This window comes from Sulfitobacter sp. (assembly GCF_036960155.1).
Taxonomy (GTDB): Bacteria; Pseudomonadota; Alphaproteobacteria; order Rhodobacterales; family Rhodobacteraceae; genus Sulfitobacter.
Map to the genome: position 1 here is coordinate 1 of NZ_JBALWB010000006.1, position 15,300 is coordinate 15,300.

Genomic DNA, 15,300 nt, shown 5'->3' on the forward strand with positions numbered 1-15,300 from the left:
AGCACCCGCGCCACCGCCGATCACATCGTTGCCCCCATTGCCCGCGATGTTGTCCTCTTCGCTGGTAGGTAGGGGCTGTCCCGCGACGGTGCGTGTGGAATTGATAACATCCCTATTTTCAGCGCCTGTAATCGATGTACCAGCCACGTTAGTTACATTTACGCTAAGCGTCTGGTTGTCGACCAATGCGCCATCTGAAGTTTGCACAATCACCTGATAAATGTTGTTGCCTACATCATCGGTAGGTGTTTCGAAATCCGGGGCCGCGACGAAGGTCAACACCCCACTTGTTTTATCTATATTGAACACTGATGCGTCGGCACCGCCGGTAATCGCGTAGTCCAATAATGTTCCAGAATCTGGGTCCGTCGCGTTTACGGTCGTGACGAGGGTTTGGTTCTCCGCCACATTGATCTCAGCCATACTCCCCCCGCCATCGGACGAAATAACAGGTGGCTCATTGCCAAGATTTGGCACATCGAGGTCTCTGGGATCGAGGAAGGTGTTTAGGGCAATATCCCAGCTGTATCTTTGGTGATCATCCGGACGGCCATTTTCATTCACGCCGTTCGTGACGAGCCCGATCTGACTGAAGTTGAATGCGACATTAAGACTTGAGCCATAATCTGACGAGGTATTCTCTGATACGGAGGTCGTAATGATGTTGTTTAGGGTGAGCTCATAGATTGTGTCAGTGCGCCCATTCTCATTGTTCCGTGTGACGCCTACAATCTGAAGCGCATCAAGATGTGTGCCCGTTGATGCACTGTTGAGAAAACTCGTCAGCCCTGTGTTGCCGGAAAGAGCAACTGATAAATCCTGAACATTGACAGAGCCAATGCCGCCAATGCCGCCCATATGAGTGGTCCCCGATTGGCTTTGACCGAGGCCAAACGAATCTAGCTCGAACCAGCCCTCAAACCCTTGGGCCGTTGAATCCCCGGCAACGCCATCAATCAGCAGGTAGTAGATCGTGGGAGTTGGTGCACTGACCGAGGGCAATGATGTCGGCTCATCGAGGGAGGCAGGGTCGACGGCGCGGTTATTGATAATATCATAGCCGTAGCTTTGTTGCTCACCAGGGCTGCCATCTGGGTTCTGGCTGGTCGTGACGAGGCCGATCTGACTGAAGTTGAACGCGACATTGAGGCCTGTGCCGTTGTGTGACTCGGCATCCGCTGAAACGGAACTTGTAATAATGTCGTTGAGCGTGAGCTGGTAGACCGTTTCAATGCGCACAATGTCGGGGCCCTCATAGACACCAATGACGCCCTTAATCTGAAGTGCATCAAAATGTATGCCCGAAGAGGTGTTGCCGAGCAAACTCGCCAGCCCTGCGTTGCCCGAAAGAGCGATTGACAAATCCTCGACGTTGACGCTGCCACCACCCCCGCCAATGTGCGTGGTCCCAGATTGGCTTTGACCAAGCTCAAATCCTTCCAGCTCGAACCAGCCCTCAAACCCTTGGGCCGTTGAATCCCCAGCAACGCCATCAATCAGCATGTAGTATGTCGTGGGAAATGATGCACTGACCGAGGGCGATGATGCCGGCACCTTGAGGATTGCGGAATCGAGCGAGGTGTTTTGGGCAACATCCCAGCCGTAGCTTTGTTGCTCACCAAGGCTGCCATCTGGGTTCTGGCTGGTCGTGACGAGGCCAATCTTACCGAAGTTGAACGTGACATCAAGGTTTGGCGCGCCGTCTGGCCGCGCCTCCGCTGATACAGAAGTCGTAATAATGTTGTTAAGCGTAAGCTGGTAGATCGCCGCATTGCTCTCATTGACGCCCTCAATCTGAAGCGCAGCGAAGGGTGTACCGTTGGTGGCTCCGTTGAGAAAATCAGTCAGCCCTGTGTTGCCGGAAAGAGCAACTGACAGATCCTGAACATTGACAGAGCCAGTACCGCTAATGCCGCCCATATGCGTGGTCCCAGACTGGGATTGACCCAGATTGAACGCATCGATCTCAAACCAACCTTCGTGTCCTGCATCGGTCGAGTCACCCGCAATGCCATCGATCAGCAGGTAGTAAGTCGTTGGATTTGGTGCACTGACCGAGCGCAATGGTGTCGGCACATCGAGGTTTGCAGGGCTGAGGGAGGTGTTTTGGACAACATCCCAGCCGTAGCTTTGTTGCTGACCAAGACTGCCATCTGGGTTCTGGCTGGTCGTGACGAGGCCGATCTGACTGAAGTTGAACGCGACATTGAGGCCTGTGCCGTTGTGTGACTCGGCATCCGCTGAAACGGAACTTGTAATAATGTCGTTGAGCGTGAGCTCGTAGACCGTCTCAGCGTGCCCATACTCATTGCGCCTCGTGACGCCCTTAATCTGAAGTGCATCAAAATGTATGCCCGAGGAGGTGTTGCTGAGCAAACTTGTTAGCCCTGCGTTGCCCGAAAGAGCGACTGATAAGTCCTCGACGTTGACACGGCCTCCACCCCCGCCAATGTGCGTGGTCCCAGATTGGCTTTGACCAAGCTCAAATCCTTCCAGCTCGAACCAGCCCTCAAACCCTTGGGCCGTTGAATCCCCAGCAACGCCATCAATCAGCATGTAGTATGTCGTGGGAAATGATGCACTGACCGAGGGCGATGATGCCGGCACCTTGAGGATTGCGGAATCGAGCGAGGTGTTTTGGGCAACATCCCAGCCGTAGCTTTGTTGCTCACCAAGGCTGCCATCTGGGTTCTGGCTGGTCGTGACGAGGCCAATCTTACCGAAGTTGAACGTGACATCAAGGTTTGGCGCGCCGTCTGGCCGCGCCTCCGCTGATACAGAAGTCGTAATAATGTTGTTAAGCGTAAGCTGGTAGATCGCCGCATTGCTCTCATTGACGCCCTCAATCTGAAGCGCAGCGAAGGGTGTACCGTTGGTGGCTCCGTTGAGAAAATCAGTCAGCCCTGTGTTGCCGGAAAGAGCAACTGACAGATCCTGAACATTGACAGAGCCAGTACCGCTAATGCCGCCCATATGCGTGGTCCCAGACTGGGATTGACCCAGATTGAACGCATCGATCTCAAACCAACCTTCGTGTCCTGCATCGGTCGAGTCACCCGCAATGCCATCGATCAGCAGGTAGTAAGTCGTTGGATTTGGTGCACTGACCGAGCGCAATGGTGTCGGCACATCGAGGTTTGCAGGGCTGAGGGAGGTGTTTTGGACAACATCCCAGCCGTAGCTTTGTTGCTGACCAAGACTGCCATCTGGATTCTGGCTGGTCGTGACGAGGCCGATCTGACTGAAGTTGAACGTGACATCAAGGTTTGGGCCGTAGTCTGAAGTGGCATTCTCTGATACGGAACTGGTAATTATGTTGTTGAGCGTGAGCTCGTAGACCGTCTTGCTCCGCCCTTTCTCGTTGGTCCCAGTGACGCCTACAATTTGAAGTGCATCGAAATGTCTGCCCGAGGAGGTGTTGCTGAGCAAACTCGTTAGCCCTGCGTTGCCTGAAAGAGCGACTGATAAGTCCTCGACGTTGACACGGCCTCCACCCCCGCCAATGTGCGTGGTCCCAGATTGGCTTTGACCAAGCTCAAATCCTTCCAGCTCGAACCAGCCCTCAAACCCTTGGGCCGTTGAATCCCCAGCAACGCCATCAATCAGCATGTAGTACGTCGTGGGCATATCAATCTCTTTTTATTTGAGGAAATGGCGGCAATCATTTGATATATCTCATATTTTCGGAAATTTATCAACTTAAAACAAGGGCCAGCAAAGCCGACTGAAATTGGAACAGGATGAAGAGGGTCGCCGGTGCAACAGGCACTTTGGACGGGGGTTTTTGAAGTGAGTTTTCAAATTTCAGCAACTTCGACATTCGTGACGAATCAAAATACTTCAAAACTGGCTTTTGCGGTCATACGTCGCTGCAGGGAGATACCCAGTTTTAAGTGCTCTTGAATGCCGGTTCCCAAAGTCGCAGCGTTGTTTGCTCGCGCATCCACCGAATGTCAATTTTCTGCCCGTGGCGCTCTTCGCTGCAATTGCATCCAGACGAAAGCGGATATTGGTCTTTGAGGAGGCAATGGCCTCTATGTCCGCACAGCCGACATCGGTGCATGGTGCAGCAAACGACAGGTTTGAGCCCAATGTGTCGAATGCTGCGGTTAGCATGAATGTCAGCAAACCGCGCAGGCTTGAGGAGCGATCATAAATCCACAGATTGAGCCGGGATCAAGACAAAGTTTCCAAAATGGGTTTTCTCCATAAATTCTTGTTGGGCTTGCGCTATTTTCTCCAGCGGGAAAACCTTTGCGACAAGTGGGCGAATTTCATTGCTTTCGATGTAGGATACCAAGTTTGGAAACACAGGAGCATCCCACGCCGTGCACCCAATCAGGGAAATGTCTTTGAGATACATGTCGCGCATGTCCAAGCTAACAACGGGACCAGCAATCGCACCCGACGAAACGTAACGCCCTCCGGGTCGTAGAACCTTAAGCATTTGCGCAAAATTCGGACCAGCAACGTTGTCGACAACAACATCAATGCTGCTTTCTCCAAGTCGCATCACAAGATCTTCTTCGCGCTCGACGACGTCGTCTGCACCCAATTCGCGCAACTGATCCATTTTTCTACGACTGGTTATTGCCACAACTTTAGCGCCACGCCGCTTTGCCAGTTGAACCGCAGCGGAACCGACCCCGCCGGACGCGCCCGCGACCAACACAAGGTCACCTACGCCAACCCCAGCACGGTGCAGCATATTTTCAGCAGTGCCATAAGCGCACGGAACCGTGGCAAGTTCTTCGTCCGACCAGTCACAAGAAACCGGAAATATTTCGGATGCAGGAACTTTTACATATTCTGCGAATGCCCCGTCAAAGTTGGACGCCATCCATACCATGTCCATCACATCATACCCGTTGGGCCGCATGCAGGCGCGAACGAGAACACGTTCGCCCATCAAGTCTTGCGCCACTTTATCGCCGACTTGCACAACCATACCGCAGCAATCTGTCCCTTGAATAAGCGGGAACGGCGTTGCTCCGTTCCATCCACCATCCGCTTTTTGCTGGGCTTGGGTTTTTTGCGAATTTGCTGTCGCGCTGGTGTCTGCGGTCACGCTTGACGAATACCAACCAAGACGTGTGTTTATATCCGTATTGTTAACGCCTGCCGCCAGGACCCGTAGCAAAACCTCGTTTGGGCCAGGTACTGGCTTGGATACTGAGCTGTAAACAAGCTTTTCATATCCACCGTTGCCGGTTGTCACGACGGCCATCATTCTATCTTCGCTATCGGACATTTTTGGCTTCTTTCAGGTTTGTATAGTTCTAGTAAGCTTATTTGGGTCAAGCTGTAAAAGACATCAATAATCGAGTACGGTTAGCTGTCAATATTCTGAAAGCGGCCATTGCTGATTTCAAAACGAGCGGCGGGTTTGTCTGCAACCTGTGCATTCGACGTTTGATCCTTGCTGCGCTCTGCACGAATGGCTGGTTTTCCCGCTGCGCGGCAGCACCGAGTTTTACGCTGACGCAGCATTTTCCACGCTGCAAGCGCACGCAGCAGGAAAACCGAATTTACAGAATGGGCTCTTTGCTGCCATTTGCCGCAGCTGTGCAAATGACTGCTTTAGGAAAGGTAAATGTATTCCGGTTGTTTCATATAGATGAGTAATGGCCTTTCTTAAGCGATTTACTATGGGCGCTTCAAACGTGAACTAGGTAGCTTAAGTGAAACTTAGGGCTTCACTTCGTTTACGGTTTTCAAATCAAACCGATCAATATTAGGAATGCACATGACCTTTGATCAAATCAAAACGTTTCTCTGGGTTGCGCGCCTTGGTGGCTTTCGCAAAGCTGCAGAGCGGTTAAACCTATCGCAGCCAGCCGTATCGACGCGCATTTCCAATCTTGAAGAAGAACTTCGTGTTCCATTGTTTGAACGTGGCACTGGCGATGTCGTTCTGACCAAGCATGGAACACTTCTATTATCCTACGCTGAACAGATGTTGTTTGTTGAGGAAGAGATTAAACAGCGTGTGGCAAACCCTTCTGAAACAGAAGGTCTATTCCGCGTCGGCGCATCTGAAACAATTGCACAAGCGTGGTTGCCTGAATTTTTGAAGGCGTTCAGCGAACAATACCCAAGGGTTAATGTTGATCTTACCGTGGATATTTCTTTGAATTTACGCGCGGCCCTTATTGAGCGGCGGTTGGACCTTGTTTTCTTAATGGGTCCTGTGTCTGAATTTTCGGTCGAGAACGTCGCGCTCCCGCCTTTCGATCTGCATTGGTACCGCTCAACTCAAAACGAAGAAACTGATCTAAGCGCTATTCCGATCATTTCATATTCGAGCAAGACCCGCCCGTACAGAGAGCTGATGTCAGAATTATCACGCCGAATTGGCCCACAGTTGCGGGTCTATGCATCGGCCTCATTGTCGGCCAGTTTAAAAATGATTGCAGCGGGAATCGCTGTTGGCCCATACCCCCGTGCATTGGCAGAAGACTTTTTGAAGTCGGGCCAGATCGTTGAGTTTGACCCTGGATTTCGACCCCAGCCTTTGGAATTCACAGCGTCCTACTTGTCTGAACCCCGTAGCTTTCTAGTTGAAAATAGTGCGGAAATCGCGAGACGCGTGGCGATCAAGTGGGACTCGTCGCACCCAAGGTAGTTCCAAAAAATCTATCACTACCGATATAAAATGATAATTTGCATGAATTGATGCTTTTGTGAGATGTATTTTAAACACCACAGAGGCTGCCGTCATGACCCTACAAACCACTGCATATTCCGATCTCCTAAACTCAACGCCCGAACAGGTTCGTGCGGCCATTAGACGTGGTTCTTATACAGGCCACACCGCTGGCCTCGCTACAGGAAAGCTCCAATGTAATCTGGCCATTCTCCCCGAACGGTATGCCTTGGATTTTCTGCGGTTCTGTCAAAGAAACCCAAAACCCTGTCCGGTTGTAGGGGTAAGTGACAGCGGTGATGCCAACTTACCAACGCTTGGTCGTGATATTGATATTCGCTCGGATGTCTCAAAGTATCGAGTGTTTCGTGATGGTGTTTTTGCTGAAGAAATTGATGACATCACAGAGCTTTGGACACACGATTTGGTTACAGTGGCTTTGGGCTGCTCGTTCACATTTGAAAACGCACTGTTGCGCAATGACATTCCTGTTCGACATATCGAAACAGGTCGTAATGTGCCGATGTTCCGCTCTAATATTGATCTAATGCCCGCAGGCCCTTTCGCAGGTAAAATGGTCGTCACCATGCGACCAATACCGGAAAGCCAAATAGACCAAGCCCGCGAAATCAGCGCACGTTACCCACATGCCCATGGCGCGCCAATTGGTGTTGGCGATCCGGCAAGTATCGGTATTTCTGATCTGTCACAACCGGATTGGGGCGATGCAGTTGAAATCAAAGCAGGCGAAGTGCCCGTTTATTGGGCCTGCGGCGTGACGCCACAAAATGTCCTGTTAGACGCCAAACTGCCGCTTTGTATCACCCACTCACCCGGCCACATGCTGATTGCAGACGTGGCTGAAGACGCCGAAACGACCATCCTTCCACTCCAATAAAAATACAAAAACGATCAACTAGGAGAACTAAAATGAAGAAATTTACAATTGCTGTTGCTGCACTGGCCATCAGTGCCAGCTCGGCCTTGGCTGATGATCCTGTGGTATTGAACGCTGTCGGTACTTGGTCTAGCTTGACTAACTATCAAAAGCACGAAGAACCGTTCTTTAACTCACGTCTGAACGAAGCTTCGGGCGGCGAAATCATTGGCAAAATTCAATCCCAATCCGGTCTTGGACTTAAGGGTTTTGAAATCATGCGTTTGGTCAAAAATGGCGTATTCGATTTTGCCTTTGGCCTGCCAGGTTACGTGGCTGCGGAAAATGCAATCTTTGAAGGCGCTGACTTGTCAACGTTGACCCAAGATATCGATACCCAGCGCAAGGTGTCTGACGCCTATTATCCAACTTTAGAAACTGCGTTTGCAGACATCTACAATGCAAAATTGTTGATGTTGTACCCGTTCCCAAGTCAAACCTTGTGGTGCAATGGCGAAGTGAACGGCATCGAAGATTTGAAGGGCAAAAAGATCCGTGTTTACTCCACGACACTGGGTGATTTCGTCGAAGGCGTCGGCGGCACATCTGTCACGGTATCGTTCTCCGAAGTTATCCCAGCACTTGAAAAAGGTGTTGTTGATTGCGCAATCACAGGAACCATGTCGGCTTATACCGCAAAGTGGAACCAAGTTGCGACACATGCCTATACCTTGCGCGTTGGCTGGGGCTTGGCCTTTGGTGCAATGAACATGGACAAGTGGAACAGCCTGACTGCAGATCAGCAAACGCTGATGCAAACGGAAATCGCGACGCTTACTGATGCAATGTGGGCAGAAACAGCAACCGAAGATGACGTTGCAATTTCCTGCATCACCGGTGGTGAATGTGCGATTGGCGAGGCCGGTTCCATGACATTGGTAGAGCCATCCGCTGCAGATTTGGCGTTGCGCGACACTGTTGCGACAGACGTGGTTCTTGCCCGCTGGGCAGAACGGTGTGGCGCTGATTGTGCTGCGAATTGGAACCAAACTGTTGGGCCAATCTTGGGTCTGACAGCGGTGGCCAAGTAAGCGTTAAACAAATGGGCGGCTGGTTTATTCCGCCGCCTAAACCACTCCTGCACTGGATTTTCATATGTTAGATCGTCTCCTAAACAAGACACGCACCCTTAGCTTATGGCTGACTTGGCTAGGTGGCACACTAATTGTCTTGTCTGCCTTTCTGGTTACAGCCGAAGTATTCCTGCGCAAGTTTTTCAATTTCTCAATAGGCGGAGCCGATGAAATTTCCGGTTATGCTTTTGGCGTCGCCACCGCACTTGCCCTTTCGCACGCACTGTTTGAACGCGCCCATATCCGGGTCGACGCCCTTCTTGGGGTCTTTCCCAAAATGATGCACAGCGTGATAAACCTGTTTGGGATGATAATGTTGATCGGGTTTGCATCCGTGGTTGTTTTCAATGTCTGGTCCATGGTCGGTGACAGTTTAGAAAATGGATCGCGCTCCATAACGCCGATGCGCGTTCCACTTGCACTTCCACAAATTCCTTGGCTGCTGGGGTGGATGTTCTTTGTCTTTTCTGGCGCATTAATCGGCCTTGTCGCGATCAAACGAATGATCAGCGGTGATATCGCCGGCACCCAAGATCTTATTGGTGTCAAATCCCTCGACGAACAAATCGAAGACGAAACGGTATAATCTGATGCTTTTAAAAACACTTTTTATCTTGCTGGCCCTTATTGGTCTGGCCGTGCCGATTGCCGCCTCACTTGGCTGGTTGGGATTGATCCTGCAATTTACGGACAGCGCCATGCCCTTGCACCGCGCCATTTCCGATATGGCGTGGCAGACGTCGACCGATTTTCTACTGGTGGCAATCCCGATGTTTGTGATGATGGGTGAAATTCTACTGCGCGCTGGAATTACGGAACGCATGTATGACGGCATCGTTAAATGGGTGGGTTGGTTGCCTGGTGGCTTGATGCACTCGAACATCGGATCGTCTGCGCTGTTTGCAGCAACGTCTGGATCATCCGTGGCTACTGCTGCCACGATCGGCACCGTCGCGGTGCCGCAGATCAAAAAACGCGGATATAACGAAAGCCTGTTTCTTGGAACAGTCGCCGCAGGTGGCACATTGGGCATCCTGATCCCACCATCAATCAACCTGATCCTTTATGGTTTGCTGACAAACACGTCCGTCCCTGAACTTTACCTTGCTGGTTTCATCCCCGGTTTCCTATTAGCCCTTCTGTTTATGGCGACCATCGTTGTGGCGTGTTTGATAAAACCCGAATGGGGCGGTGAAAAGCTGCGCCATACTTGGAGCGAACGTATGCGTGCGCTGCCTGCTCTTGTTCCTCCGTTGGGCATCTTCGTTGTGGTTGTAGGCTCAATCTACGCTGGTCTAGCCACCCCTACAGAGGCAGCTGCCTTGGGAGTTGTTGCGTCAATGCTACTGGCACTTCTGAATGGGAAGCTGTCCATCGATATGATGCGCCAAGCTATTGAAGGCACAATGCGCACCACGGCGATGATTATGTTGATCATCATTGCTGCCGTGTTCTTGAACTTCGTCCTGTCAATCATCGGCCTGACCCAAGCGTTGACAGATTTTGTCACAGGTCTGGGTTGGACCCCGATGCAAACCATGCTGATGATCGTGGCTGTGTTGATCTTGATCGGTTGCTTTATGGAAACGCTGTCCATGTTGTTGACGATGGCACCGCTGATCACACCTATTGTTGTGGCGCTAGGTTTTGACCCGGTATGGTTCGGTATTCTACTCATGGTCTTGCTGGAAACTGCGCTGATTACACCACCTATTGGGATCAACTTATATGTGGTGCAAGGCATCCGCAAATCAGGGCCTATGATTGATGTGATCAAAGGCGCGCTGCCTTTTGTTGCCACCATGTTTGTGATGCTGGGCCTGTTGCTGATCTTCCCGAACCTCGCGCTTTGGTTGCCATCCTTGGTCTACTAAACTCGAACTCATCCATTCCATAAAACTGTAATAACTGCTGGCGCGCCGGCACATAAAGGAGCTGTGCCATGTGGCAATTTTGGGTCGACCGTGGGGGCACCTTTACCGATATCGTGGCTAAGACACCCGAGGGGGTTCTGCGGACACATAAATTGCTGTCCGAAAATCCGGAAGTCTACGCAGACGCCGCTGTGCATGGCATTCGTGAACTGCTTGACCTGTCGCCAACCGATCCGATCCCAGAGGGCCGTATTGGCGCTGTGAAAATGGGAACCACAGTTGCGACAAATGCCCTGTTAGAGCGCAAGGGTGAACGTACAATACTTTTGATCACCAAAGGCATGCGCGATCTTCTCAGAATTGGGTTTCAAAACCGGCCCCGCTTGTTTGACCTCGACATCCAATTGCCCGAATTGTTGTACAGTGATGTCATCGAGGTCGAAGAACGTATTTCGGCGGACGGCGAAATCATTTTGCCACTCGATACAAAGGCTACGCGGGACGCATTGTCACGTGCGTATGGCGATGGGTATCGTTCAGTTGCCGTGGCCTTAATGCACAGCTATCGATTTTCAGATCATGAGAAACAGATCGGAGAAATGGCGCGACAATCAGGCTTTGACCAAGTGTCGCTAAGCCATGAAGCCAGCCCACTGATCAAACTGGTTTCGCGTGGCGATACCGCAGTGGTTGATGCCTACCTTTCACCTATTTTACGCCGCTACGTCAGCCAAGTTGCCGACGCATTGGGTGCGGGCAAAGGAGGCTGTGAACGCCTGATGTTCATGCGTTCAAATGGGGGCCTCACAGATGCCGCCTTGTTTGAAGGGCGCGACGCCATTCTATCTGGGCCCGCGGGTGGCGTAGTAGGTATGGTCAGCACCGCGACGGAACATGGTTTTGACAAACTCATTGGTTTTGACATGGGCGGCACATCGACTGATGTTTGCCACTACGCAGGTGAATTTGAACGCAGCTTTGAAACTGAAGTGGCTGGCGTCCGTATGCGCGCGCCGATGATGTCCATTCACACCGTAGCCGCTGGTGGAGGATCGATCTTGTCGTTCCGAGATGGCCGGATGCAAGTTGGCCCAGAAAGCGCAGGTGCCAATCCTGGACCTGCCGCATATCGGCGTGGCGGCCCATTGACCGTCACGGATTGCAACGTCTTGTTGGGCAAATTGCAGCCTGATTTCTTTCCTCCGGTTTTTGGCCCCCACGCGGATCAACCCTTAGACGTTGACGCTGTACGCAATAAATTCGAGATCATGGCAACTGAGATTGGAAACGGTCTTTCGGTTGAGGAAATCGCCCAAGGTTTTTTACGTATCGCTGTCGAAAACATGGCAAATGCGATTAAGAAGATTAGCGTGCAACGCGGCTACGACGTTACCAAGTATACGATGAATTGCTTTGGGGGTGCTGGTGGACAGCATGCCTGTCTGGTCGCAGACGCATTGGGTATGGAAAGCGTTTTCATCCATCCGTTTGCAGGCGTGTTGTCAGCCTTTGGTATGGGCCTTGCTGATGTGCGTGCGATGCGTGAACACCAGTTTGGTAAAGGCATTGATCAGGTCAATGATGCCGGCAATGTTCTTGATCGACTGTGCGTTGAGGCAAAGGCAGAAGTAACCGGACAAGGGATTACTAATAACAATATCACTATTGTCAGGATGGCGCATATCCGTCCTTCTGGCGCACAACAAACCATTGCAGTTCCATTCGGCACCGAAGTTGAGATGGCCAATGCATTTCAAACGGCCCATGAACAGCGGTTTGGATTTGTACCAAATGGAGCATCTTTGCTGATCGATATACTTTCAGCCGAAGCCATAGGCGAAACCGGTGAAACGGTTCAGTTGGGCGAAAACGCCAATGACGCTTGGGCCCCCAAATCCAGCAAGATGTGGTCGGATGGGGCACTAACCACCACGTCCATTGTCGATCGCCAGCAAATGCGCAAAGGCGATGTGGTTCAAGGCCCTGCAATTCTTACAGAGCCAACGGGCACAAATATTTTGGAACAAGGCTGGCAAGCAGAATGCATCGCAGGCAGTTGCCTTGTGCTGTCACGGACAATACCGCTTGCCCGCCAAGAAGCCATTGGAACCAAAGTTGACCCCGTGATGCTTGAGGTGTTCAACAACCTGTTCATGTCCATTGCGGACCAGATGGGTGCAACCCTCGCCAACACCGCATATTCAGTAAACATAAAAGAACGCTACGATTTTTCATGTGCAATCTTTGATGAGATGGGCGATCTGGTCGCGAATGCACCTCATGTCCCCGTCCATCTAGGATCAATGTCCGAAAGCGTGCGGGTGATTTTGGCGCAAAACAAAGGTAAGATCAGGCCTGGCGACGTATTTATGATGAACAACCCGTTCAATGGGGGGACGCATTTACCCGATGTCACAGTGATCACGCCCATATTTGATCATGCAGGCACACGGATCATCTACACTGTAGCAAGCCGCGGGCATCATGCGGACATTGGCGGTAAAACCCCAGGGTCAGCGCCGCCTGATAGCCGAACCATCGATGAAGAAGGCGTTTTAATCGACAACTTCCTGCTGGTAGAGCAGGGGCAGCTTTGCGATGTTGCAACCCGTGCGCTATTGGCATCGGGCAAATACCCATGCCGTAACATCGATCAGAATATGGCTGATCTGTCAGCACAAATTGCGGCAAACGCTACGGGTCTCAGAGAGTTGCAAAAAATCACTGCACAATTCGGGGTCGAAACTGTGCACGCCTATATGACGCATGTTCAAAGCAATGCAGAAGAAAGCGTACGACGTGTCCTAGACGTTCTGCACGATTGTGAATTTATTTATCCATTGGACAGCGGTGACCAAATCCAAGTTGCGATTACTGTCAACAAAGCCAAGCGTACTGCAACGATCGACTTCACCGGCACGTCGCCACAAAACGAATGGAATTACAATGCGCCAATGGCGATATGCCGTGCGGTTGTCCTGTATGTGTTTCGCACGTTGGTCGGTAACGACATTCCCATGAACGAGGGGTGCCTTAAACCGCTGACCCTTATTGTGCCCGAAGGCAGCATGATCAATCCCGACGCCCCTGCGGCTGTGATTTCTGGGAATACAGAGGTCAGTCAGGCAATTGCTGACACGCTTTATGGTGCTCTTGGTGTGATCGCGGGCAGTCAAGGAACGATGAACAATTTTGTCTATGGCAACGATGTATATCAGAACTACGAAACCATCTGCGGTGGAACAGGTGCTGGTAATGGGTTTCATGGCACAAGTGCCGTGCATAGCCACATGACCAACACGCGCATGACCGATCCAGAGGTTTTGGAAACACGGTTTCCCGTGCGCCTTGACGAATTTTCGATACGGAAAGAATCTGGCGGGGGTGGTGAATTTATCGGGGGCAACGGCATTGTCAGACGGCTGTGCTTTTTGGAGCCAACGACGGTTACAGTTTTGTCGTCCCATCGCAAAATTCCGCCTCACGGTGTGTTGGGCGGCGGTGCGGGTGCTATCGGTGAGAACAGTATCGAACGCTCAAATGGGACCACTGAACTGCTGAACGGGAATGATGAAGCCAGCATGTCACCCGGTGATGTGTTTGTTCTCAAATCTCCAGGGGGTGGCGGGTTTGGACAGGCTTGACCTAAGGGTTCACCATGGTTCGTTGACTTAGTTGCCCAGCATTGCGAGAGCGGCAATCATCTTGATTGTGGCTTTTGATTTTTCTGGCGCGAAATATCAGTAGATTTGCCCTGTCGATTTTGTCGGGGGGTCACTGGTTGCAGTATAATTGTGATCTGCGCGCCGTCAGCCGATATCCGGACGAGACACAGCGTTGGCAATATGAGCTGATATTATTGAAAACCAATTCCTTGATTGAAGCGTGATCTACTGTCTCAAATCCTGTATTGAAACGGGTGATTTGGGGGTGATGGGATCGAAGCAGGAGGCACAGCCCGGGCTGTTTTATGAGTTCTCTCTAGAAGGTCTCGTCCCATAAGATCACCTGTTGCGGTTGATTGATCGATTTGGCGATGCTGAGTGGCATCCTGTCTCACTTGGCCGATTTCTACAGCCAGACTGGTCGCCCATCCATTGACCCGGAGCTGCTCATTCGGATGCTGCTGGTGGGGTATTGCCTTGGCATCCGATCCGAACGGCGGTTGTGCCAAGAGGTACATCTGAACCTGGCTTGCCGTTGGTTTTGCTGTCTCGACCTGAGTGAACGGGTTCCGGACGGACCATCCTTCGTTTTCCAAGAACCGCCCCGCAAGAACAGCCACGGTCGCCTCCGCGAGAGTGATCTTTTGCGCCATGTGTTCGAGGTGACTGTTGCGCGTTGTATGCAAGAAGGGCCCGTGAGTGATCAGGGTTTTGCCGTGGATGCCAGCTTGATAAGGGCTGATGTCCAGAAACGGAACTCCAGCAACCTTGAAGGCTGGGCAGCACGCGCGCGTGATCTCCACGATGCTCCACGCGCAGTGCGCGAGCATCTCGAAACTTTGGACGATGAAGCCTTTGGGGCTGCCAGCACGGTCAAGCCAAAGTTCACCGCTCATGCTGACCTTGCCAGTCAGTGGATAGCGGCGCGCAAGGGTCAAGTGCTGTCCAAAGTCTGAGGCGCGTGCAATCCGTCGTGAGAAATACGAGATCGTCCGGGACTTCGCCCGACAATGTGTATCTACCATGCTTTATGGGCGACAGTGACCCCGCTTTGGCAAGGTATCGCGAACCCGACGAAAAACACGATCTTGGGCTTTGGTTCCTT

Annotated in this window: 9 protein-coding genes and 1 pseudogene; 8 read left to right on the forward strand and 2 right to left on the reverse strand. The window is 51.6% G+C overall.

Translation table 11 applies throughout. The annotated features are described in order from the left end of the window. Together V7775_RS13995 and V7775_RS14000 are read right to left on the reverse strand one after the other, a co-directional pair. Nucleotides 1–3,627 (reverse strand): type VI secretion system tube protein Hcp (locus V7775_RS13995; protein ID WP_335752531.1); only part of this gene is annotated, 3,627 nt, incomplete at its 3' end. Between the two features lie 523 nt (nucleotides 3,628–4,150). Further along, nucleotides 4,151–5,251: an alcohol dehydrogenase family protein gene (locus V7775_RS14000; RefSeq protein ID WP_335752532.1), complete on the reverse strand. Its 1,101-nt coding sequence runs from the start codon at nucleotides 5,249–5,251 to the stop codon at nucleotides 4,151–4,153. 41 nt (nucleotides 5,252–5,292) lie between these two features. On the opposite strand from V7775_RS14000, the gene V7775_RS14005 reads away from it, so the two are divergent. The 8 genes and pseudogenes from V7775_RS14005 to V7775_RS14040 all read left to right on the forward strand — a co-directional run. Then, nucleotides 5,293–5,625 carry a hypothetical protein gene (locus tag V7775_RS14005; protein WP_335752533.1) on the forward strand — a complete coding sequence of 111 codons (333 nt, stop codon included), beginning with the start codon at nucleotides 5,293–5,295 and terminating at the stop codon, nucleotides 5,623–5,625. 121 nt (nucleotides 5,626–5,746) lie between these two features. After that, nucleotides 5,747–6,625: a LysR family transcriptional regulator gene (locus V7775_RS14010; RefSeq protein ID WP_335752534.1), complete on the forward strand. Its 879-nt coding sequence runs from the start codon at nucleotides 5,747–5,749 to the stop codon at nucleotides 6,623–6,625. Between the two features lie 94 nt (nucleotides 6,626–6,719). Continuing rightward, entirely contained in the window at nucleotides 6,720–7,544 is an 825-nt protein-coding gene (locus tag V7775_RS14015; RefSeq protein ID WP_335752535.1) for a putative hydro-lyase, read from the forward strand. Between the two features lie 32 nt (nucleotides 7,545–7,576). Continuing rightward, on the forward strand, nucleotides 7,577–8,614 hold the full coding sequence (locus V7775_RS14020) for a TRAP transporter substrate-binding protein (protein ID WP_335752536.1): 1,038 nt from the start codon (nucleotides 7,577–7,579) through the stop codon (nucleotides 8,612–8,614). Between the two features lie 64 nt (nucleotides 8,615–8,678). After that, the gene (locus V7775_RS14025; RefSeq protein ID WP_335752537.1) at nucleotides 8,679–9,242 is read left to right on the forward strand and encodes a TRAP transporter small permease subunit; all 564 of its coding nucleotides are present in this window, start codon (nucleotides 8,679–8,681) and stop codon (nucleotides 9,240–9,242) included. A gap of 4 nt (nucleotides 9,243–9,246) precedes the next feature. Beyond that, a complete protein-coding gene (locus V7775_RS14030; protein WP_335752538.1) occupies nucleotides 9,247–10,530 on the forward strand; it encodes a TRAP transporter large permease in 1,284 nt (427 codons plus the stop codon). A 68-nt stretch (nucleotides 10,531–10,598) separates the two neighbouring features. Continuing rightward, entirely contained in the window at nucleotides 10,599–14,174 is a 3,576-nt protein-coding gene (locus tag V7775_RS14035) for a hydantoinase B/oxoprolinase family protein (protein WP_335752539.1), read from the forward strand. A 286-nt stretch (nucleotides 14,175–14,460) separates the two neighbouring features. Beyond that, nucleotides 14,461–15,130: pseudogene (locus tag V7775_RS14040) on the forward strand (transposase); the annotation flags it as partial. Between the last annotated feature and the right edge of the window lie 170 nt (nucleotides 15,131–15,300).